This window comes from Novosphingobium panipatense (assembly GCF_900182875.1).
Taxonomy (GTDB): domain Bacteria; phylum Pseudomonadota; class Alphaproteobacteria; order Sphingomonadales; family Sphingomonadaceae; genus Novosphingobium; species Novosphingobium panipatense.
Genome location: NZ_FXUI01000013.1, coordinates 55,537 through 75,639, shown reverse-complemented (window position 1 = coordinate 75,639; position 20,103 = coordinate 55,537). Strand labels below are relative to the sequence as shown.

The window sequence follows — 20,103 nt, the reverse complement described above, 5'->3', positions numbered from 1 at the left end:
CGCGGCTAGTTGCTGATCGTCTGCATATAGGCATCGATCTTGTCCTTCATGTCGATCTGGATTTCGCTCTGGGCGCGCGCTTCGATCTCCTCGTAATATTCCGAGAGGTCCATTCTGCTGAAATCGAGCGCCTGGAATTCTTCCGCGGTGAACCCGCGGCAATAAGGGTTCTTCGCCGTGCCCCAGCCCTTCGCGACGAAGCTCTTGAGCTGCGGGCGTCCCTGTTCCTGGATGATGCGGCCGAGTTTGGTGTTGAAGCAGCAGTGGCCTTTCGCCTTCTGCACGCAGATGCCCAGGATCTTCGACGAGCAATAGCTGCCTACCTCGTGGCACATCCCCGAGCCGCGCAGCATGCCCACTTCCATGTCCTCCTGGTCGCAGCCCTGCAGCAGCACCTCGATCATGAAATTGACGGCAAGGCTGATCGCGATCGAGGTGGGATCGATGCCGACGATGATCGCATTGGCGCCCGCGCTCGCCGCCTGGTTCGCGGTCGCTCCTGCCTTGAAGGCGGTGTAGGCCGCCTTGAGGCCCGTGAAGACGCCCTTGGCGACGGCGATCTTGGTCGAGATCGACGAGATCGAACTGCCCATGCCGTCCTTGACGATCTTGCCCTTGTCCTTGCAGCAGTTCTGAAATGTGGTGCTGAGACCTGCGGGACGACAGCGCGCGGCGCGGCCCGAGAATATCTCGATCGTGCCCAGGCAATTGCCGTCGGCATCGACGTCGTCGTCGGCCTCGACACCGGGATCGTCGAGCGCCGCTTCCACGATGACGGGATTGGCGCTGGTGTCGATGCAGGTGTTGGCCGAACAGGCGGCCGCGCCGCCGCTCGCGGGAACCGCGCAGGCATATTGATCGCCGAGCGGGCAGTGCAGCGCGCCTGCCGTGTCCGCCTCGCACGTCGTCTGGCCGATCGGGCACATCCATCCACCCGAAGCGGTCAGATGGCAGGTGGCTGTCTCGCCTTCGTCGGCCGCATCGCCGTTGCCGTCGAGATCAACGGCGCAAAGCTGCTGCGCGGCGGCCCCTTCTGGAAGCGCCAGCACGCCGGTCATGAGCAGCATCGCCGCTGCAAGGAGGGACCGCACGGCGCTCATCGCACACTGCTCGTGCAGACCATGTCCGCCCCGCCGAGGCGTACCGTCTGCATCATCACTGCGGCCTCGGGAAAATCATCGAGACAGCCGCAGCCCTCGACGAGCTCCTCGCCGTCCCCGGCCGGGCAGACGTTGCTGTCCTGGCAGGTGCGGTAGTAATAGTCCCAGCCTGTCGGATCGGTCTGCTTCGATCCGGTTACGCCATCGGGGGCGACGGCCGTGATCGCCTGCGCCTTGCGGGTCTTGCAGATCGGCTCGCAGGCGCTGACGCTGCCGCGATCGGGCATGGAGAAGCTGCGGGTGGTGAGGCTGTAGCTGCCGTCGGCGTTCGCCACCCGGTCGGCGAGCAGCGTCTCGGTCGAGTGGTCGATGATATAGGCGCCGCGCGAGAGATCGGGCTGGGCCGCCGCTCCCAGATCGACGGTGCATCGGTAAGTCCGCTCGCGCAGGAAGAAGTCGCGAGCGATCTGCGCGGTGCAGGCGCCGGTTCCGAACACCCGCGTCTGGGGCAGCGGTGAGAGGCCGGTGTTGACCCCGCTGCGAAACGTCGTGACCCCGTCGACCACTTCATCCTGCAGCCGGCAGGCCTCGTTTGCCCCATAGCCGGAACAGGTATCGACGAGCTGCTCGCTCGTCTTGCATCCGGTATCGACGCTCGCATCGATCGCGGCATAGGCTTCGCCGCCTTCGGCCACCGCAACGCGCAGCCAGATGTCATGATCGCCTTGTGTCATCCGCGAGGTCAGATCGAGCGCGGGGTTCAGGTAGAAAGCGCCCTTCTTCTCGCATTTGCCCGGCGGCAATCCGGTCCCGGTCCAGCTCTGCGGCCCGGAACCCAGCAGTTCGCCGTCGATGCGGATCTGCGCCCAGTCATCGGCGCCGAAGCGGGTGAGGAGCACCTGGCGCAGGCGGTCGCTGTCCTTGATCCGCAGTGTCATGTGGAAATCGAAGATCGAGCAGGATCCGCCCGAGAGGCTGTTGTCGGACGGCGAGCCCATGAGGAAGGTGACGTTCTGGGAGCCCGTGACAGAGGTCGCATAGCCACCCGCGACCCGGTCGATGATCTTCTCGATGGTGATTTCTTTCTGGGTGATCTGCCGGGTAATGGTGCAACTGCGGCTGACTTCGGACGTGCCGGTGCCGGTCGAGGAGGCGGCGAGCGCCTGGAACACGCTGCTGGCCTGCGCGGCGGCGGAGGCGTCGCTCGAGATGGCGCCGGGATTGCTCTTGTACGCGGTGGCGCCGACAGCGGACTGCGCTGTGCACGAGGTGGTCTGGGCGCCGGTGTAGCGGATGACCGGCCCATCGATCGCCGCTTGCGAAATGGCGATGCGCGCGTCCGACGTGGTGAGCGCGCCGACGACGCCGCCGCCGAGGTCCTTCAGCACCGAGGCGATGTTGCCCCACACCAGGTTGTTGCCGCAGCTGTTGTTGACGCAGTAACAGCCGGCAAGCTCGGTCAGCTCGACTTCGCTGAGCTTGAGCGCCCCCGAAGCCGCGGTGTCCCAGCGGAAGAACCGGCAGGCATCCCACGTCCCCGGCGTACACGAAATGATCCCGTTCGCGCAGATGCCCGAGGTCACGACGGGCACCGTCAGCGCCTCGTCGAAGCTGCCGTCGAGATCGCTGTCCCGCGAAATGCTGAGCGTGCCGATATCGCCGGTGGCATTCGGCTGCGCGATCAGTTCCAGATAAGTCGCGGTCTTCTGGCAGGAAAGATCGGGCGTGAACGCTTTGGATGAGTCTATCGTGGTGATGCTCTGACCCGCCATCCCCGGCGTCACGTAGTTATCCAGCAGCGCATCGCTGTCCGCGCTTTTGGCGCGCGCGGCGGCGGCCGCGGCGCGGGCGCGGTCCTCCGGCGTCTGCGCGTACAGCGGCACGGACAGCCCGAGCACCGCGGCGAGGAAGAGGGCGCGGGTCTTCATGGCTGGATCTCGCCTGGAACCAGCCCACGCGACCCGCGCCGCAAACGGAACAGCAGGACGCCGCCCTCGCTGTGCGACCTTTCGGCCCTGAACACGGCCTGCCCCTCGAAGACGGTCAGCGTGGCCACGACGACAAACGGCGAGGAGGGGCGCACCGTCTGTCCATCGTCTGTATCCAAGGCCACGCCGACCGCCCGACCGACACCGGAGGGGGGAAACGGCGCCCGTCTGACCGCGATGGGAACGCCCGGGCTGATGGGCTGACGGGCAGGCCACCGGCTGATCCCGGGCGCTTTCACGCGGTTGTCGGAGGGCGACCTGCTCACGGCGTCGATACCCCGGCGCAGCAGATCGTCTTTTCAAAGAGCATGAACTGGGCGTTGTCCTTGCCTGGTGCGTGCTTCGCGCTGGTCCAGAGCGCACCGGGCCGGCCGACATTGACGCAGCTGCCGCCCTTGACCGGCTCCATCAGCTGGAACTTGTAGCGGCTCTTGGTCCACACCGGCTGCGGGATGAAGGAGCAGCCGTCGGCCGAACTGATGGTGAGCGCGCCGAGCCGACCCATCATGAACAGGCCGCGCGCGGCAAGACCGGCCCAGGCCTCGACGCTGTCCCCGAAATGAATGTCGCCCGCGACTGGATAGGTCGCGCCCCACGAACCCATGCACCAGAACAGCGGATCGACGACCTTGCCCGCGGCTGCCGCCGCGCTGTCGGCCATGCAGGCAAGCCCCGCCGCCGGATTGCCGAACAGGATCGCCTCGGGCTGGATGATCGCGCCCAGCGTTGCCGATTGCCAGGTCGGCAGGACTTCGGTGATGAGGGCGACGTCGAAGCCGTCGTCCTCGATGCACGGCAGGTCGGTGAACATGTCGAGCATCTTCCAGACCGGCGAGATGTAGTAGTGCATCTGCGCGAACATCTTGCGCGTGTTGGTGCCGTCGGCGAGGCTGCTCTGGCTTCCCTGCAGTTTGCCTCCGGTCGGCATGATGTCCGCGCCGAGCGCCATCATGCAGCCCGGTTCGGTCACGACATCGACCATGCGGTTCGGCGACCAGAAACTGACTTTCACCCCGAACCAGAAGGTCACGCCCTTGCGGCAGGCGCAGAGCGGCTTGGACGCCGACTGGGCGTCGAGCGCCTTGCCGAGCGGTTCGCTGGGGCCGACCTTCACCCCGCCGATGGTGATCGGGAAGATGCAGTTCCAGCGCACCTTGGTGATCGGGTTGAACACCGTGCCCGCTTCGCATTTGGACGCATGGGCGGGAGCCGCGACCGCCAGTGCGGCAAAGCCGCAACTCAGCGCGAGCAATCTGCGAAGCGACAATAGTTTCATCGCACTGCCCTCCGGTCGGTTTTGCGCCTGTCGACTTCGGCAAGCACGAGCTTCTGGCCGTCCTGCGCGACGATCACCGGCGCGACGGTCAGGCCGAGCCGCGCCTTGACGCGTTCTTCGAGCAGGAACAGCGCGCGGCCGTGCCGTTCGCCCAGGGTGATCGCATCGGCATCACCGGGGCTGCCCTCCGCGAGCAGGATGAAGTCGGCGGGCCTTGCGGTGCGCAGCGCCCAGTCGAGTTCGCGCGGATGCACGACGATCAGCCGCTGGGGCAGTGACACATAGGCGAGCGGGTTGAAGCTGTAGCCCTTGGCATAGAGCAGCTTGCCCTCTGGCAGGCGGATATCCTGGTCGAGCGTATAGAAAGGGACCACCGTGCGGGTCCGATCCGCGCGGGCAATTCCGAGCGATGCCGCCTTCATTGCCGACCAGCGCTTGCGCGGCCCGAAGGCCGTCGTCATATCGGGAACGCGCGCGGCCCGGCCCTCGATCTCGCTCAGTGCGTCGGGTTCGGCGATGGGCCAGGTGCGACCGATGGTGCTGGTCCCCGCAAGGGCCGCTGTCGAGGTCGCGAAGGGAAGGGACAGCGTCGCCAGCGCGGACAAAACCTGGGCGAGGCAATGTGTAGACCTAGCGACCATGACGACGCCTCCATCCAGCCTGGCCGCCATTGCGATCCTCGCCGATCGCCGCGCTGATCACGGCAACGGTGGCAATGATCGCGGTGATGACGACGAGCAGGCGGAACCGACCGGGCACGGCGGGCAACTGGCAGGCGATGCAGGACTGAACCAGCAGCAGGCCCTGGCTGCCGACTAGCAGGCGGATAGGCCCTGGGGCCGGCGTCGAGGAGAAGATCCCGTTCACCGATGCCTCCCCTGCCGCAGGTGCGACATCAGCTTGCCGCAGGCGCCGGAAAGACCGATCAGCAGCATGCCGCTCGCAAAGCAGGCGGCGGCGACGATGATCCCGGCGCGCAGCGCGGGCAGGACCGGCTGGCGAAGCGCGAGGCCGGCGATCGTCACGAGTGCGCCCATCATGGAGGTTTCGATAGCGACGAGCCGCAACCGCCAGCGAAAGGCGGCCGCTTCCGCCCGCTGGGCGACGCGCGCTTCGATGGCGGCCTGCACGGCCGGGTCCTGCTCCCAGTCGAGCAGCAGCTGGTCGGGATGCGGGGAGGGTGCGCGCGTCATGCCGAGGCGCCATCCGATTGACCATCCCAACTGCGCTCCCGGCCGCCGGTATCACCCAGGATCTGTACGGGATCGATACCGGCGAGTTCACACACGGCTTCCAGCGGGCTGCGCCCGGCGCGCAGCAGCGCCTCGAAGGCGGCGACCTCTCCCGGCGCTGATGTGTTGATCCAATAGCTGAAAGGATCGACGACCAGCCTCGCGATGCCGAGGCCAAGCGGCGAATCTATGAACACCTCGGAATAGTTCGGCTTGGCGTTGCGGACCGATTTGAGGAGGTCGAGGACGAAGCCCGAATAGTCGAGGATCTTGTTGTCGACTGCCTTGTCGTAGGTCGAACCCTGCAGCAGGAACTTCGTCGCCGCGTTCTCGAGGATGACCTGGCCGGTGCCGCCGAAAAGCGTCAGATCGTTCATGCTCTGAAGGACGATGCCGAAGCTGCCCTGGTATTTGCGCGCCCGCCGATAGCCCTGACCGAAGGCCTCGGCGAGCCGCGAGAGATCCTGCCCGTCGCTGCGCGTCATGAACTGGGCGGCCTCGTCGCACAGCACGAAGCGGGGACGGCCGCGATCGGAGAGATAAAGCTCCTGGGTAACGGCGTTGACCACGACCATGACGATGACGTTGAAGAGGTCGGGCAGCGCCTTCAACCGTTCGAGCTCGAGCACGACGAACTCGTCGCTGCGGATATCGAAGGTCGAGGGGCCGTTGAAGAAATGACCGTAGGCGCCCCCAGACCCGAAATCGCGCAGGTTGAAGGCGAGCTCGCGCGCGACGGGCACGAGATGGTCGACGCGGTCGAGGTCCGAGACGGCGTTCTCGGGATAGCGCCCCAGCCATTCGCGCACCGCATCGATGCCGTCCTCGCCGCGCCCGCCATCGACGGTCCACTGCACGGCGGACTTGAGGAGATTCCACTGCGAGGTGGTAACGGGTTTGCGGGTGGCGGCATTGGCCATTTCCGCGACGATCGCGACCGCCATGGCGATCGCCGACTGCTTGTCCTCGCCGTCGAGCGCGAGCCCCATGTCGAAGGGGTTGAGGACAAGGCGTTCCTCGCCGATGTCGATGTAGCGGCCCGAGCAAAGGGTGCAGAGCTTGCGATAGCTGCCGCCGATATCGATGATCCGGATGAGCGCGCCTTGCGCGTAATATTGCTGACACAGGTTGTTGAGCAGGAAGCTCTTGCCCGCGCCGGACTCGGCCGAGACGATAAAGTTGTAGTTGTTGATCCTGGGATCGAAGAGGTCGAGCGTGATCAGCTGACCCTTGCGGCCGACGTAGAGGAGCGCCGGGCGCCCGCCCCCGCGAAAATCGGTCTGCACCGGCGCCATCAGCGTCGCGGTTTTCACCGGCATCCGGAAATCGCGCTCGAGCAGCTTCATCGTGCGCTTTTCAGGATAGAGCCCGAAAGGCAGGCTGGCGGCGAGCAGCACCGGTAGCAGATAGCTCTCCTCCTGGACCATGAAGGGTAGCGGTTCGGACTCCCACAGCCGCTTGGCGCGCGCCGCCATGTCGCGCGCCTGCGCGCTGTCGCGGCCCAGCACCCACATTGTCGGGATCACCGAGACAAACCGGCTGTTCGAGGCCTCGTCGAGGATCCAGCCGATCTCCTCGATCTGCTTGCCGACCTCGACCGCGAAGCTGCCCGCTGCCTTCTGCGCGGAAAGAATCTGCGCGCGCTTGTGGATCTCGAACTGCGAATGGTCGAACAGCACCGAGAGGCAGGAGAGGAACGGGCCGCCGATCTGGTCGCTGTCTTCGGCGCTCCCGCGCATGCCGCCCATGAGACGGTTCGCGCGCTCGGCGGTGATGCGCCGCGCGGGCGCCTTGGGCGTCAGGCAGCGTGCGACCTGGTTGCCGAGGAAAACTTCCGGCCCCTCGAAAAAGAGGTCCGGCCCTGCCTCGATGATCTGGCGCGCAACCGAGGGCGCGGGCATCCCGCCGACGCTGTCCTGCAGGAATACGCCGGGCGCGGGCGCGAACACACCGTTGAAGATCCGCCGGTAGAAACTGACAAGCTCCGATGGCGGCAGACGGCGGATGCCCATCTTCGCCAGCTGTTCCTCGACCTGCCGGCGCAGATCGGCGCCCAGCTTCACTCGCGTCTTCACCGCGAGGAGCAGGCGGAAGTCGCGCACCGGGATACCGTGCAGGGAATCGAGCCCGCGGGTTCCGGCGCGCAAATAGTCTGCGGTCCGCCGCGCCGAGGCCTGCACCAGCGGATCGGGCCGGACCTTGAGGTCGAGGTAAGCATCGAGCGCGGGATCGATCAGCGGATCTGCAAAGGTGATGAGCTGCAGCACCGTGCCTTCGGGGAAGTGGATATTGAGCAGCCCAAGCAGCGCCTGCTGGACATGGGCGAACATGTAGGCGGCGGGAACGAGCTCCCAGGCCTGGCCCCAGCCATCGTCGATGCACAGGAACGCCTCTTCCTCCTCGACCCAGGCCAGCATTGGCAGGAAGTCGGAATAGGCATCGCGCGTCACCGCCGCGCGCAGGCGCTGGTAGCTGAGGCCGCCCCGGGCATCCCGCGCGCTCATGGCCGGCTCTCCGGTTCGAGGGTGCCGCGGCGTGCACCGGTGGCCGGCTCAGCGGTTCCTGCCGGATCGCTCTCGCGCGTGGTGCGCAGCACCGGCGGCGCGGGAATTCGGCCGCCGGGTTCGACGAGATAGTCGCCGACGACCCATGCGGGCCTGTCGACGATTGAATAGATGTAGCGCGGCATATAGAGGCGACCCGGCCGCTGCTTGTCGGCATAAGGCAGGATCAGCGTGCGCACCGTTCGCGAGGGTCGCAGCATCGGCGAGGAAGGGCTCTCGACCACTGCGCCAATGTTGGGCTGTGCGGGTCGGGCGGCGGCAGGAAGCTTCGTACCCCTGCGGTTGGAGGCAAGCGCCGCTGGGGCGGGTTGAGCAGCGGGTGGGGTGCGCTCGTCCATGGGGTGCGCCTTGTCGTGGACAAGCAACTTGCGATCGTTGGTGACGGCCGGATCCGATTTGGACGGCCTTCCGGCCAGCGCGTCGGCATAGGCCTGGTCGGGATGGATGCACTGGCCATGGTCGCTGTTCTTGCAGGAGAACTTCTCGCGATAGGGCGACATCACCGAGCCGACCGCCGCGCAGCCTGTCAGGCACAGGCCAATGAGGGGTAGGGGGAGAGCCAGCAATGCGGGACGTGGCATGGTCATGTTCTTGTCTCCGGTTGGCGAGGGTTAGAACTTGGCAGTGGCGCCGGGTTTGATCTCGAGGGTGACACCCTCCTGGATCACCACGACGACGTCCTTGGCGGCGCCGACTTCGACGATGGGCCCCGCTTGCCGGGCGAGATCGAGGTAGAAGTCGGTGAGCTTGTCCGAGGACTTGGAAAGGCCCCCGGCGATGCCGGTCTTGGCGGCGTCCGCGGCATCGAGCGTGCGCACCGAGCCCAGTGCGGAGGTCGACGTGCTGCCGAAGGTGCTTTCGACCGATTGCGAAATGCCGCTGATGGTGCCGGCGATAAAAGCACGGGCGAGCGTCGCGCCGGCACGGGTCACCACCTTGCCCGACAGGCCTTTCTTGCCGTCGGTGTCGACGAAGAAGCCTTTGACCGGCTGATCGACCACCGAATGCTCGTCGAAATCGACGCAGGACAGCGAGACGAGCTGGATTTCCACCCGCTCCTTGGCGAGGCTGCCGGTGGCGTTGCCGATGACGAAGCAGCCGGCAAGGTTGGCCTTCACCTCATTTGGCAGCACCGCGGGCGCCTGGACCCTCGCGATGATCGGCTCCGGATTGCTCGTGGCGTCCCGGCTCGCCAGCGCGTCAATCCCGGTCAGGAGCCGCGCCTTCATGAAACCAGGCGGTAAATAGATCGTCCGATTCTTTTTTTTGGACGAGGCCGAGACGTCGGCCGCGCCCTGCGGGCCGCCCGTGCCATGACCGCGCCGGTCGCCGAGCCGATCGCGCCGATCGTCTTCTCGACTGGCGGTGCGGGCGGCGCCACAGATACGGGCCCCGTCGGCGGTGCAGGCAATCTGTCGGCGTCTGCCGAGATGTCGCCCGTCTCGGGAGGATAGGGCAGGGCCGGAACGGTATCCGGCAGTGCGGGCGGCAGATCGCCATCGCTGCCCTGGGAAGCCGTAGGCGACTTGCTGCCGGGAACCACCTTGCCTTCCTCGATGGCGCTGACCCGGTCTCCGAGCAGCTGCTGGCCGTCGAGCACTTTCTTGAGGTCGCCGCGCAGCTTCACCTCGAGGCTGTCGCCGCGTAGGCCCGCGCCCATGTTGAGCGAGGCGGCGGGATCGGCGCTCTTCACCTCTTCCTTGCGCCCGGAAGCCATATAGAGCGCGAACCCCAATGCACCGACGGTGGCGGCGACCGCGAGCTGGCGCGCGCGCAGCTTCTGCTTCGCGGACAGCCGGTCCCACTGTGCTTTCCAGTCGGGGAGACCAAAAGCTGTGCCAATCCCGGCACGGGCCAGCGCATCCTCGCCTTCGCGCGCGGCCTGTTCGGCCAGGTGCGCCTGGTAGGCCGAACGCGGCTCAGGGGTGCCCGTGGCCTTGTCGTCCGGCCCGTTCATTGAACCGCTCCCCGGCGTACGACCACGAGGCGGGCGGTTTCTCCTGCGGCCAGGCGCACACGATCGAGGGTGATCGCGAAGATACGCTCCCCGAGACCGGCATCGACCAGCTGGCGTTCGTCGAGCACGATGGGCACAGCGGCCTGCAGCCGATATTCCGAGGCGGAGAGCCCGGTGCCTTCGATGGCGATCCGGCGCTGCTCGGTCAGCGAAAGGGCGGGCAGAGACGCAAACCGTATCGCCACGCCCGATGGCGCGACCTCGCTGAAGGTCGCCGGGACATGATCGTCGAGGAGCGCCATCGTCACCGAAACCGCGCGGTCCTCGTCGGCGAGCGCGGCGAGCAGGTCGCTGTTGGCCTGCGCGCGCTGGCGGGCGCCCGGCACAAGCAGCACGGTCTGCGCCGGGATTTCGGCCGGCTCGGCATAGAGCGGATAGGTCGCGCCGTTGCAGGTGACGAAGAATTCCGCAGGCTGGGTCACATAGGTCCGCGTGACCTGGCCGGCATCGTCGACCTCGCGCGTCAGGAACTTGATCCAGGCGTCCGCGCCGCCCTTCTCCACGGCGAGGCCCTTCTCGGCCGAGAACTTGACGTCCTCGATCTCGCCGCCCTCGCACACGACATGATTGATGTCGCGGTTGGAGAGGCGGATATGGCTGGTCTGGTCCGGTAGGGCCTGGATACCCTGTGCCGATGCCGATGCCGGCGCTGCCAGGAGCAGCAGGCAGAGCATCGGGGCGCGGCGCAGCGACGCGCCGGGATCAGCGTGTTTCAGCATCGAACTGTTCCTCGGAAAGACGGGTCAGCCAGAAGCGGCCATTCTCGATCCGGTAACCGATCCGCAGAACGCCCCGGAACTTGCGGATCACCCCGCCGATGACGCGGACTTTCTCGACCGGCACGAGGATCTCATGCGGCGTCCAGCGCACAGGCTGGTCACCCCGGATGTAAGTCGCGATCGACAGCGTCGGGTTATCGGCGAGCTCGTCGAGCACACCGTTCAGGCTGTCGCGCATCGCGCCGTAGGCGGACGGATGGACCAGCCCGAGAAGCTCCTGGAACTGGCGGTCGGCCGAATAGGCCGACCAGGTTCCCGACAGCGCGACGATGTTGCGCGTCATCGCGACGAGGTACGCTTCGGACGGCTTGCTGCCCGAGACGTAGAGGTCACCGGACGCGCCAAAGGGAACGACTACGGTGCGCGCGTTCTGGTTGGTCGTGTAAATGACCGCTCCCAGCACCACCGTGACGCCGAACATGCCGGCCACCGCGACCTTGAGCAGCCGGTTCTCCTCGAAGAGGTTGGCCGAACCCTGCAGATAGCGATGGATGCCGAAACTCGCCGGTTTGCCCAGCAGCGGATCTTCGGCCTTTCGCTTGCGTGAGAGGATACCCATCGCGCCTACTCGAAGAAGCGGGTCTGCGTCGGACCCGGATAGTGGGGGAAGGAGACCAGGCCCCAGCGCCAGGCGAGGTGGGACAGGTAGCCCCTGGGCTTGCTCCGCTTCCACGGGATGAAAAGGAGAAGGGCGGCGATGAGCGCCCAGCCGACAAATCCGCCCACGATCGCGGCCACGAAAACGCTCGAGGTCGCGAGCAGGAACTCGTCCGATCCGAACCAAAGGATCTGGACCGGTCGATGCAGATATTGCGGAAGGCGCTCGTCCATGTGCCCTTCTCCTCCTGCTTCATGACACCTTGCGAAGGTGTCGGTTTCCGGGGACCGACCATCGGCCCCCAGCACGGTGCCGGCGCGGGGCGGGCCTGGCGGATCAGCCAGGTGCGCTCCGCGCCCGGCGTCTCAGACGACCATCCCGAAAGTCTGGAGGATGGAATCCGCCTTGATCAGGCAGACGGCCGCGACGATGGTCGGGATGCCGATCATGATGTTCGAGAAGAGGCGCGAGACGCCGAACAGGAAGGCGGCGACGCCGCCCACGAAGCCCAGCGGGCCCTTCACGCCCTTGTTCACGACGATATCGTAGATGTCGTAGCCGAGATCGCCCTGGGCCGGCGCCGAGAAGGCATGGGCCGGGCCGGCGATCAGGGCCATCACGCCCAAAGGGAGGCCGATATTCGCCGCCGCGAGAGCCTTGTTACCGAATGTACGCATCATGGCATTGCTCCAAAGAGGAGCCGTCCGGACATTCGCCTGCCGGCATCGACGGGGATCGGTGTCGGCCGGGGCGTCGGTGGACGGCTCCATGAGCCCGCCGCCGCCGGCATCCTGGTTCACCCGCCCCGCCGGGATCGGCGCAGGCTGGATGCCCTCCGGAAAGAGATCGTCGCTATCTGCGACGGTGCGTGCGAGCTCAGCGCGGCGCATCGGTCGCGGCCTTCGCCAGCGCGGGCTTCGTGTGCCGGTCGAGAAACGCCTCGAGCTCGGCCTGTTGGAAGCCCGAGATGAGCTTGCCGTCCGCGATGAGGGTCGGCGTTCCCGAGACGCCCACCTTGGCGACCAGTTCGGCGTCTGCGGCGACCTTGTCGCGACCTGCCGCGCACTGGCGCAGAACCGGCGGGGTCTGGCCCGAATAGGCGGCCCTGAACGCTGCCTCGCGATCGGGCGAGCACAGGATATGCTCTGCCTTGGCCGCTGCGGTCGGGTGGATGCCGCTCACGAAGAAGATGAGCCGCCGGACCGGCTTGCCTTCGGCTGCCTTGGCGTTCCAGTAGCGGTCGAGCGCCTGGCAGTAGGGGCAGTCGGGATCGGTGAACTCGATCACCGTCGGCGCGTCCACCGGACCGACCGCCAGCGCCTTGGCCGGATCGATCGCCTTCAGGCGCCGGCTCGCGCCCTGTTCCTGGGCAAGTGCGGTCAGATTGACGCCATTGCGATCGTAGACCGTGGCAAACAGCAGGTGTTCGCTCTGCGGCGCGAAATAGATGATCTTGCCGCCCGCGGTGGCCTGATAGAGCGGTCCTTCGACCGGTGCGGGACCGAAGTCCTCGAAGCGCAGGTTGGTGAAGGTCTGGTGTAACTGCTGCTCGGCTTCAGCCTGTGCGTTGGCCAGCGGGTCACCGTGAGCCTGCGTTCGCGCAGCATCTTGGGGCTCGGCCGCGACATGTTCCCGTGCACCGGCATGGATGGGGACAGCCGACATGAACGCCAGCGCTGCGGCACCAGCCACGCTACCAAATAAACCCGGCCGCTTCGGCCATGACGAAGTCGTGGCTGAGTCTTTCCGCCGCGCCGTAGCGCGCCCGTTTCCGGACACGAGATGTAGCCTGACGGTCATCGCCAATTCACGAGGATTGTGGAACATTGGCACACGCCTCCTTCTTCCGGCGCGTGCGATTCCGCGCGCCGGCTTTCGTCATGCGGTTCTGGCTGGGAGCGTGATTTGGGCTGCGCTCGCCTTCCCCGTGGTGATCGGATGGATGAAGGATGAAGCGAAGAAATAACCCGCACAATAGGCAGGGTACTGAGATGCCGGTTCGGAAATACAGTGCCGAAATCGGCACGTCAGTTCCGCTTTTCGTGCCCTACGACGTGGATTTTACCGTCTTGTCTGTGGGAGCGCTGTCGCACGACGGTTCGCTTCGATTGCGAATCAGCCAGGGAGCCTCGGCATGAGGACTTCGAGAACATACAAGCTGCAGCTCTCAGGGCAGGGCATCGATCAGTTCCTCGCCTGCCATTGCCGGGTTGCGCGCCTGGCGAAGGAATTCATCCCCTATGGCATGACGCTCTATGTCGCCATGAGCCTGCTCGATGCGAGCGACCCGGCCGATATCGCTGCCGAGCTGGAATCCCCAGTGTGCAATGCCCTCGGTGGTTCCTCGAACCGCTTCGTGGGAACGACGTCACACCTTGCCGATCTTGTTGAGCAGGTTGGCGCGCGCCTTGCTGATAGTGGCCATTGTGGTCGATCCATAGCGACATGGCGCCTTTATAATGCCGGGCTCAGTCTGCTGCTGAGTTCCGAGGACGGGGAGCTACAGGCAGCCTTTCGAAAAGCCGCCCAGACCATTCCGGTCCGGCGATCGCGCTGATACCGACTATCTGTAGGGATTATTTGAATAATGCTTTCACCATGAAAGCATTACCGGATTGACGTTTGGCGTAACGAACAACATTTTCTCTGAACTGGGCTGTGCACGGGAGCTTTGAGCCATTGGCAGGGAGATCTTGTCATGCCGCTTCAGGCGATGCCCACTGCACGCGATCCCTCGGTGCTTGCGACGATCAAGCTGATGTCGGGGAGACGGATAGAAATGCAACGGCGTACCGAAAAGATTACGCAGGAAGACTTCGCCGCTCGTGTCGGAATCGGCGCGCGCTGGCTGCGCGAGATCGAGGCCGGCAACCCCAAGTCGCGGCTCGACGATCACTTCCGCTGCGCGCATGCCCTCGGACTTTCCACCGGGCATCTCGTCATTCCGCTGCTGTTCATGGAACATCAGCGGGTCTTTCCCCGCGGCTTACTCGAAGGAGACCTCTCGAAGCTCGAAACCGTCTGCATAGATGCCATTGCCCGGCATAACCTCGACACGCTCTCGCACCAGCTCTTCGCACGCGATGCCGACCACACGCCTGACGACTGAACGATGATGTCGCCGGGAACGCGCCAGGGTGAGAAAGTCTATGCGGACCTTAAGGAAGCCGTGCTTTCGGGGCGCTATGCGTCCGACATGGAGCTATCGATAGCGGCTATAGCCGACGATATCGGGGCCAGCGGCTCACCGGTCCGCGACGGCTTGCATCGTCTTTATGGTGAGCGGCTCCTGCTGATGGGCCCGCATCGGGGATTTAGAGTGCCCAGTTGGAGTGCCGATGCGCTGCGGGACTGCTACACATGGCACGGTCATCTCATCCGCATGGCCATCAAGGCGATTGGGCCAAAGGCGCTCCGCGAACCTGTGGCGCCCGAGGGCTGGCTGACCGATTACACCGCTCCCGATCGCATCGTCACGACCGCGGAGCGCATGTTTCTCACGCTGGCGAACAGGTCCTCTTCCAACGAGCTCGTGGCCGCTGTCATCAACAGAGGTGAACGCCTGCGCACCATCCGACTCGTCGAAACGGAACGCTGGTCGGACTGCGGTGACGAGCTTGTCTCTGCCAATGTATTGGCAAGATTTGAGCCCGGAAGCAGGCTTCTGGAGGCCCTTTGGAACTATCACCGTCGCCGAATTCGGGCTGCCAATATGCTTTCTGAAGCGCTGAAATCGCGGTTACACAGCTGAAATCACTGCATTAAATGACGACCGGTGCATGTGAAAGATTATTTCATGATATAGTTCGTTTATTAGTTTCACCATGAAAGCAAAAGTGGCTGAATATATTAGGGTTCCGGCATAGCCTTTCTGTCGCCACGAACAGTGTGGCGAATAGAAGGAGGTAAGTATGGAACGCGAATACGAAGCCACCGATGACGGCGTGATCGAACTCGGTGTCGCCAGCCACGTGACCAATGGCAGTGGAGACTTTCTGACGGACAATCCGCAGGGTCGCCAGCAGCCGGGCATTCTCGAGGACTGACAGCAACGAACTTGGCCCGACCTTTACAAGGCCGGGCCAGGTGACAGTCGGACATTGACTATGCGCGATGTCGTTCTCAAACCCCGGGTCGGTTTTTGCGCTACCGGGCAGCATCTGGTTTTCCTGGATGCCGAGCGGGACCGCTACTGCATGTTGGCGCCCCGATTGGAAGCTTATGTGAGGGATTGGGCGACTGGCAATGTCCTCGAACAGGCCATCCTCGCGGACTTAGTTGCCACGGGTCTGTTTGAGCCCGTGGCAAACGGTCGAACGGCCTCCGAACAATGTAGCATTCCGCGCTGCACGGATACCCTATGCGGCTCGCATCCAACGGCAGACCGAAACCCTAAATATTGGATTCGCTTTATATGGGCCTGTTTGTTGCTTGCGTTCTTCAATGCCTTGACGGGTACTCTTCCCCTGAAGGGCCTGTTGGCGATTTCAGGCTCGCCACGCACTAAGAAAAGGAATTCTTCCACTCCGAAGGATCTTAGTCCTCTTGTCGAATCGTTCGTCGAGGCAGCCCTATTTTTCCCCCGCAAAGACCGCTGTCTCCCCGATGCGCTCGCCCTGCGCACATTTCTTGCTTGGCATTCATGTCCGACCAGGATCGTGTTCGGCGTTCAATCCGAGCCCTTTCAGGCGCATTGCTGGGTCCAGTTCGACAACATTCTCGTCGGTCAGGATCTCGAAACCGTCATGCCCTTCAGCCCGATCCTCGCGCTACCATGAACTGCGAATATGCAATCCTCCTCAAATACGGAGAAACCGCTGGTTCTGATTCCACCGGTAAACGTGCGGTGCGTGTTACGGCCAGCGCCGACCTCAATGTGCGTCATCTCCCGGACGGCGGCATTGTGGTTGGTGATTGCTTTCCCCAACACGATACGGGGGAGGGCCTGGATGCCTTCGACACCGCCGACCCGATCGACTTCGTGCGTAAATTCGCGCGACGAAACTGGGGACGGCACATCGTTGTCGCCATCGGCTCCGAGCCCCGTAGAACTGTCATCTACAGAGACCCTTCTGGTATGATCCCATGCTATTATCTCAGTAGCCATGGGCGTATCGCGATTGGCACAAGTGCTTCCGATATTTTACGGACAATGCGCTCGCCCGCCTCAATTGACTGGACAAGCGTGGCCAATGTCCTGCTTGCTCCTGATCGGCGCCGCCGGGAAACCTGTCTAAAGGGAATCAGCGAGGTGCTCCCGGGAGAGATGGCGGTTATCGACGAGCATGGCAGCTGCCACCAACTTGTCTGGGACCCCTCGCATTTTTGCGGAGCGAACATCGAATGCGAGTTCGAGGACGCGGTCGAACGTCTTCGGGATACCTTGATAGATGTAACAAAGGCATGGAGCGGGCGATACCCTCGGGCGGTGATATCCATCTCGGGCGGGTTTGACTCATCCGCGATCGCTGCCTTGGCTTCGCAGGCGGGCCACATCGGTCTCGCACATTTCTACACGACGTCTCCGCTCGCAGATGAACGGGAATATGCCATGGCTGTGGCGGACCATATCTCTCAACCGATGGCTTGCCACCTGGCATCAACTGCCGATATCGATGTCCGTACCAATCTCTCTCGTCATCGCCCGAGGCCTTCGGCGCGATCCTTCACCCAGGCGTTCGACCGAATTTGTGCCGGGGAAGCCGATGCCCAGGCAGCCAACGCTCATCTCAATGGAGGAGGAGGCGACAATATATTCGGCTTGCTCCACTCCGCCTATCCGCTGGTGGATCAATTCAAGCAAATCGGTCTATCGGCGGAGTTGTGGGCAACGGCAAGAAACATCTGTGTTGTAACCGGAACGTCGCTGCCAATGGTTTTACGACAGGCCGTGAAAGCGGCATGGAAACGGGACCTATTGGTCAACTGGCCGGTAAATACCGATATATTGACGCCATACGCACGCTCACTGCTCGATCCGGAGCCGCATCCGTGGCTTGTCGCGACACGGACATGTGCGCCGGGCCAAAAGCAGCATGTCAGGAGCGTCGCCAGGGCGACTGCGTCGACAGACTATATCAACATCGCTGACAGTCGGCCCACGATCTACCCACTTCTGTCGCGCCCGCTTGTCGAGCTTTGCCTCTCCTACCCGACTTGGTTCTGGTTTAGGGGTGGCCGCGATCGCGCGTTGGCGCGGGCGGCTACGCAGCCATTTCTACCCGAACTGGTAACGAACCGTCTCGGGAAAGCCGCTTTCGACGGCTTTTTGTATCGGGTATGGACCCGTTCTCGCCACGAGATCATCGACGATCTGAAGGACGGCTGCCTTGCCGATCACAATCTCATCGACGGCAGCGCAATCGCTGGTCTCCAAGATGTATCGAACAACTTGCTCAGCAAACCGACGCGCATCCTCCATCTGCACGAAGTGGAGATGTGGTGCAGAACATGGGCGTGATCCGGTGTTCGTAGCTACCGCTTCCTAGAACCCGACAGGTCCAAATGGTGGTCGAGCCAATCGATGTTTCGATTGTAGATCGCCAAGCGATGCGAGGGGTGCAGCTTCACGTGACCTTCGTCAGGATAGACATAGAACTCGATAGGCCATCCACGGCGCTTGAGTTCGCGGTAGGTAGCAAGGCTCATGCGAAATTCACTGGAGGCTGCCTGTATCAACAGCGGGACTGGTTTGGCCCCTTCCGCCTCAGCGAGCGAGCCCTGACGCCAGAATTCCCTGCCGGCTGCGTGGTTCGCCGGATAACCCATGCGGACATAAAAATCATCGTAGCTCTCCCCCGATTGTTGCAACATGGCCTCGCCCTCACAGCATGTGCTTAGGATCGCAGCTGAGAAGAGCCTTGTATTTGCGAGTGCGAAGGTGGCCGTCACGGCGCCGTCGCTCTGCCCAGTGATTGCGACACGCGCAGGATCGATCACTCTGTCGCGATCCAGTTGCCTGATGATCGCCGTCAGTGACGAGAGGATATTCCTTCTGTCGGCAAAGTCTTCCATGCTCAAACGAAGATACTCATCTTCTCCGACGGGATGATCGACATTGGGTTGCCAAGGTGTGCGATTAAAACTCAGCACGGCGAACCCATTCGCCGCAAGCGCCTGAATCGGATATTCGTCGCCGGTGCCGCCGCGGAGAAATCCGCGGGATTCATACTGAACGATCACCAAGGGCAAACGGCGATCGCCCCGATATTGCCGCGGCAGCACGAGATCACCATAGGTCTTAACGCCCGCCGAATTAGCCCATTCGAGCCGGCGGACGATCCCTGCCTCAGCGGCCGGATAATCCGGATTGGGATCAAAGATGATGCGCCTCGATCCATCCCGTGCCGAAACAGCGACGAGATGCCGCGGAGTGACCGACGTCTCCTGCGCGCAAACGATCTCCTCACCACTTTCACGACACCCGAAAAGCGCATCTGTCGTGCCCAGTAGTAGGCGAGGACGGTCGCGTCCTGGCGTCCACGCGTAAAATTGGGTCAGACTGCCGTCGACTCCGGCTCGCCTCTGAAAAACGAGTGTCCCTTGTGGTTGCCACCAGAGATTGGCCACTCCGCTACACGCCTCGTAGGTGCAGGGCACCGCCTTTGGCCCGACTTGCACGTGCAGCCTCCCTGCGGAGAAAAGACCGTCATCGGACGGTGCACTCCAAGCTGTAGCGTCGCCAAGCCTAGCGAACGCAGTGCTGCGTGCAGGTCGCTCATCATTCGGATGTAGCGCGGCTTTATCCGCCTCTTGCAACGTTTCCTCAGCCCCACTCGACGGATCGATCGCTCGTGTGACAAGCGGACTGTCGGCCGGCGGCATCGGAACGTCGCTTGAAAGTGGCCAGAAACGGCTGTCGAACCGAAAACCGCCCAATCCCTCGGTCGCAATTACCTTGCGCGCGGCCGTCAGTCCCGGGCGGCTTTCATAAAGAAGCTTCCTGCCGTCTACCGACCATTCCATCCTCTCGATATCGACATCGCTGACCAGATTTCGCCTGGAAACATGACGGGCGAAATCATGAATCCAGATCTCGGATCGGTCCGAAAAGAACTTCGTGTAGGCAAGGAACCTGCCGTCGGGGCTCCATCTTATGATCGCCTGCTTGGGAATGCCCAACGGCAGTCCGCTGATGCCGTACCGACTGGACGTGGCTGCAATGACCTCTCCGCCATCGTCGAGCACCCTCGCGTTTACCGTACCGGCCGTCGGCACGACCAGAACGGCGGTACAGTAAGTGTTGCTTGACGGTTCAGCCTGACGCAGTTGTAATGCGGCTGCGCGTCCATCGGGGGAGAGAACGAAGGGCTCGGACCGAGCGCCAAGTCCCGCGCCACCAAAATCCCGGATGCGCATTAAGTCGTCGGTGTTGATCGGACCTGGAATGCGCTTTGCAGCCAATCCGATGAAGGAACATCGTAGACCTTCCGCTCGGACGCTTGGTGCAAGCAGCAAAAATGAAACAGCAAGACAAATCCGCACGGTATATCGGGACGCCGTGCGGACTTGAAATGCGCCTTTTATACGAGCGCGCATGTCCGCCGTCC

Annotated in this window: 22 protein-coding genes and 1 pseudogene; 7 read left to right on the top strand and 16 right to left on the bottom strand. The window is 63.7% G+C overall.

The genetic code is table 11. The features are described from left to right. Positions 1 to 5: 5 nt before the first annotated feature. The 15 genes and pseudogenes from traN to QOL62_RS15805 form a co-directional block, all read right to left on the bottom strand. Positions 6 to 1,100 carry a conjugal transfer protein TraN gene (gene traN / locus QOL62_RS15875; protein ID WP_283406936.1) on the bottom strand — a complete coding sequence of 365 codons (1,095 nt, stop codon included), beginning with the start codon at positions 1,098 to 1,100 and terminating at the stop codon, positions 6 to 8. Continuing rightward, positions 1,097 to 3,028: a hypothetical protein gene (locus QOL62_RS15870; RefSeq protein WP_086493918.1), complete on the bottom strand. Its 1,932-nt coding sequence runs from the start codon at positions 3,026 to 3,028 to the stop codon at positions 1,097 to 1,099. Before QOL62_RS15870 ends, traN begins: the two co-directional genes overlap by 4 nt. Further along, a complete protein-coding gene (locus tag QOL62_RS15865; protein ID WP_086493919.1) occupies positions 3,025 to 3,354 on the bottom strand; it encodes a hypothetical protein in 330 nt (109 codons plus the stop codon). The genes QOL62_RS15870 and QOL62_RS15865 overlap by 4 nt, the downstream gene beginning before the upstream one ends. Continuing rightward, positions 3,351 to 4,364 (bottom strand): TraU family protein, encoded by a 1,014-nt coding sequence (locus QOL62_RS15860; protein WP_029547514.1) that lies wholly within the window; start codon positions 4,362 to 4,364, stop codon positions 3,351 to 3,353. The genes QOL62_RS15865 and QOL62_RS15860 overlap by 4 nt, the downstream gene beginning before the upstream one ends. After that, entirely contained in the window at positions 4,361 to 5,005 is a 645-nt protein-coding gene (locus tag QOL62_RS15855; protein ID WP_029547515.1) for a hypothetical protein, read from the bottom strand. Before QOL62_RS15855 ends, QOL62_RS15860 begins: the two co-directional genes overlap by 4 nt. Beyond that, on the bottom strand, positions 4,995 to 5,231 hold the full coding sequence (locus QOL62_RS15850; protein ID WP_010336434.1) for a hypothetical protein: 237 nt from the start codon (positions 5,229 to 5,231) through the stop codon (positions 4,995 to 4,997). Before QOL62_RS15850 ends, QOL62_RS15855 begins: the two co-directional genes overlap by 11 nt. Continuing rightward, positions 5,228 to 5,557, bottom strand: a complete 330-nt coding sequence (locus QOL62_RS15845; RefSeq protein WP_283406935.1) for a hypothetical protein — start codon at positions 5,555 to 5,557, stop codon at positions 5,228 to 5,230. Before QOL62_RS15845 ends, QOL62_RS15850 begins: the two co-directional genes overlap by 4 nt. Next, a complete protein-coding gene (locus tag QOL62_RS15840) occupies positions 5,554 to 8,100 on the bottom strand; it encodes a TraC family protein (RefSeq protein WP_283406934.1) in 2,547 nt (848 codons plus the stop codon). Before QOL62_RS15840 ends, QOL62_RS15845 begins: the two co-directional genes overlap by 4 nt. Beyond that, positions 8,097 to 8,747: a type IV conjugative transfer system lipoprotein TraV gene (traV, locus tag QOL62_RS15835; protein ID WP_283406933.1), complete on the bottom strand. Its 651-nt coding sequence runs from the start codon at positions 8,745 to 8,747 to the stop codon at positions 8,097 to 8,099. Before traV ends, QOL62_RS15840 begins: the two co-directional genes overlap by 4 nt. Before the next feature lie 24 nt (positions 8,748 to 8,771). After that, positions 8,772 to 10,117, bottom strand: a pseudogene (locus tag QOL62_RS15830) (TraB/VirB10 family protein). Then, positions 10,114 to 10,896, bottom strand: a complete 783-nt coding sequence (locus QOL62_RS15825) for a type-F conjugative transfer system secretin TraK (RefSeq protein WP_010336441.1) — start codon at positions 10,894 to 10,896, stop codon at positions 10,114 to 10,116. Before QOL62_RS15825 ends, QOL62_RS15830 begins: the two are co-directional and overlap by 4 nt. After that, a complete protein-coding gene (locus QOL62_RS15820; protein WP_283406932.1) occupies positions 10,880 to 11,515 on the bottom strand; it encodes a TraE/TraK family type IV conjugative transfer system protein in 636 nt (211 codons plus the stop codon). Before QOL62_RS15820 ends, QOL62_RS15825 begins: the two co-directional genes overlap by 17 nt. A gap of 5 nt (positions 11,516 to 11,520) precedes the next feature. Further along, entirely contained in the window at positions 11,521 to 11,787 is a 267-nt protein-coding gene (locus QOL62_RS15815) for a type IV conjugative transfer system protein TraL (protein WP_008827576.1), read from the bottom strand. Positions 11,788 to 11,919: 132 nt separating this feature from the next. Further along, positions 11,920 to 12,234 carry a hypothetical protein gene (locus QOL62_RS15810; protein ID WP_029547519.1) on the bottom strand — a complete coding sequence of 105 codons (315 nt, stop codon included), beginning with the start codon at positions 12,232 to 12,234 and terminating at the stop codon, positions 11,920 to 11,922. Between the two features lie 196 nt (positions 12,235 to 12,430). Then, positions 12,431 to 13,219, bottom strand: coding sequence for a DsbC family protein (locus tag QOL62_RS15805; protein WP_051125371.1), 789 nt, complete (start codon positions 13,217 to 13,219; stop codon positions 12,431 to 12,433). On the opposite strand from QOL62_RS15805, the gene QOL62_RS15800 reads away from it, so the two are divergent. The 7 genes from QOL62_RS15800 (at position 13,218) to QOL62_RS15770 (ending at position 18,014) form a co-directional block, all read left to right on the top strand. After that, positions 13,218 to 13,520, top strand: a complete 303-nt coding sequence (locus QOL62_RS15800; RefSeq protein ID WP_143840504.1) for a hypothetical protein — start codon at positions 13,218 to 13,220, stop codon at positions 13,518 to 13,520. The two genes, QOL62_RS15805 and QOL62_RS15800, sit on opposite strands and share 2 nt — an antisense overlap. A 168-nt stretch (positions 13,521 to 13,688) precedes the next feature. Beyond that, positions 13,689 to 14,111, top strand: coding sequence for a hypothetical protein (locus QOL62_RS15795; RefSeq protein ID WP_086493922.1), 423 nt, complete (start codon positions 13,689 to 13,691; stop codon positions 14,109 to 14,111). Between the two features lie 141 nt (positions 14,112 to 14,252). Continuing rightward, positions 14,253 to 14,663 carry a helix-turn-helix domain-containing protein gene (locus tag QOL62_RS15790; protein WP_010336447.1) on the top strand — a complete coding sequence of 137 codons (411 nt, stop codon included), beginning with the start codon at positions 14,253 to 14,255 and terminating at the stop codon, positions 14,661 to 14,663. A 3-nt stretch (positions 14,664 to 14,666) separates the two neighbouring features. Further along, positions 14,667 to 15,305, top strand: a complete 639-nt coding sequence (locus tag QOL62_RS15785) for a GntR family transcriptional regulator (protein WP_240511557.1) — start codon at positions 14,667 to 14,669, stop codon at positions 15,303 to 15,305. Positions 15,306 to 15,465: 160 nt separating this feature from the next. Further along, positions 15,466 to 15,600: a benenodin family lasso peptide gene (locus QOL62_RS15780; RefSeq protein ID WP_143840505.1), complete on the top strand. Its 135-nt coding sequence runs from the start codon at positions 15,466 to 15,468 to the stop codon at positions 15,598 to 15,600. A 60-nt stretch (positions 15,601 to 15,660) separates the two neighbouring features. After that, positions 15,661 to 16,332: a lasso peptide biosynthesis B2 protein gene (locus tag QOL62_RS15775; RefSeq protein ID WP_086493923.1), complete on the top strand. Its 672-nt coding sequence runs from the start codon at positions 15,661 to 15,663 to the stop codon at positions 16,330 to 16,332. Continuing rightward, the gene (locus QOL62_RS15770; protein ID WP_086493924.1) at positions 16,329 to 18,014 is read left to right on the top strand and encodes an asparagine synthase-related protein; all 1,686 of its coding nucleotides are present in this window, start codon (positions 16,329 to 16,331) and stop codon (positions 18,012 to 18,014) included. Before QOL62_RS15775 ends, QOL62_RS15770 begins: the two co-directional genes overlap by 4 nt. 14 nt (positions 18,015 to 18,028) lie before the next feature. Here the strand turns inward: QOL62_RS15770 and QOL62_RS15765 are convergent, their stop codons facing one another. Further along, positions 18,029 to 20,092, bottom strand: a complete 2,064-nt coding sequence (locus tag QOL62_RS15765; RefSeq protein WP_283406931.1) for an Atxe2 family lasso peptide isopeptidase — start codon at positions 20,090 to 20,092, stop codon at positions 18,029 to 18,031. Between the last annotated feature and the right edge of the window lie 11 nt (positions 20,093 to 20,103).

Bases quoted from the DNA above. Each gene is read 5' to 3' on its own strand.
- QOL62_RS15860 (WP_029547514.1), bottom strand. From the start codon at position 4,364: ATGAAACTATTGTCGCTTCGCAGATTGCTCGCGCTGAGTTGCGGCTTT.
- QOL62_RS15845 (WP_283406935.1), bottom strand. From the start codon at position 5,557: ATGACGCGCGCACCCTCCCCGCATCCCGACCAGCTGCTGCTCGACTGG.
- traV (WP_283406933.1), bottom strand. From the start codon at position 8,747: ATGACCATGCCACGTCCCGCATTGCTGGCTCTCCCCCTACCCCTCATT.
- QOL62_RS15790 (WP_010336447.1), top strand. From the start codon at position 14,253: ATGCCGCTTCAGGCGATGCCCACTGCACGCGATCCCTCGGTGCTTGCG.
- QOL62_RS15870 (WP_086493918.1), bottom strand. From the start codon at position 3,028: ATGAAGACCCGCGCCCTCTTCCTCGCCGCGGTGCTCGGGCTGTCCGTG.
- QOL62_RS15855 (WP_029547515.1), bottom strand. From the start codon at position 5,005: ATGGTCGCTAGGTCTACACATTGCCTCGCCCAGGTTTTGTCCGCGCTG.
- traN (WP_283406936.1), bottom strand. From the start codon at position 1,100: ATGAGCGCCGTGCGGTCCCTCCTTGCAGCGGCGATGCTGCTCATGACC.
- QOL62_RS15815 (WP_008827576.1), bottom strand. From the start codon at position 11,787: ATGGACGAGCGCCTTCCGCAATATCTGCATCGACCGGTCCAGATCCTT.
- QOL62_RS15820 (WP_283406932.1), bottom strand. From the start codon at position 11,515: ATGGGTATCCTCTCACGCAAGCGAAAGGCCGAAGATCCGCTGCTGGGC.
- QOL62_RS15770 (WP_086493924.1), top strand. From the start codon at position 16,329: ATGAACTGCGAATATGCAATCCTCCTCAAATACGGAGAAACCGCTGGT.
- QOL62_RS15805 (WP_051125371.1), bottom strand. From the start codon at position 13,219: ATGTCGGCTGTCCCCATCCATGCCGGTGCACGGGAACATGTCGCGGCC.
- QOL62_RS15840 (WP_283406934.1), bottom strand. From the start codon at position 8,100: ATGAGCGCGCGGGATGCCCGGGGCGGCCTCAGCTACCAGCGCCTGCGC.
- QOL62_RS15765 (WP_283406931.1), bottom strand. From the start codon at position 20,092: ATGCGCGCTCGTATAAAAGGCGCATTTCAAGTCCGCACGGCGTCCCGA.
- QOL62_RS15810 (WP_029547519.1), bottom strand. From the start codon at position 12,234: ATGATGCGTACATTCGGTAACAAGGCTCTCGCGGCGGCGAATATCGGC.
- QOL62_RS15825 (WP_010336441.1), bottom strand. From the start codon at position 10,896: ATGCTGAAACACGCTGATCCCGGCGCGTCGCTGCGCCGCGCCCCGATG.
- QOL62_RS15795 (WP_086493922.1), top strand. From the start codon at position 13,689: ATGAGGACTTCGAGAACATACAAGCTGCAGCTCTCAGGGCAGGGCATC.
- QOL62_RS15785 (WP_240511557.1), top strand. From the start codon at position 14,667: ATGATGTCGCCGGGAACGCGCCAGGGTGAGAAAGTCTATGCGGACCTT.
- QOL62_RS15800 (WP_143840504.1), top strand. From the start codon at position 13,218: ATGAACGCCAGCGCTGCGGCACCAGCCACGCTACCAAATAAACCCGGC.
- QOL62_RS15775 (WP_086493923.1), top strand. From the start codon at position 15,661: ATGCGCGATGTCGTTCTCAAACCCCGGGTCGGTTTTTGCGCTACCGGG.
- QOL62_RS15780 (WP_143840505.1), top strand. From the start codon at position 15,466: ATGGAACGCGAATACGAAGCCACCGATGACGGCGTGATCGAACTCGGT.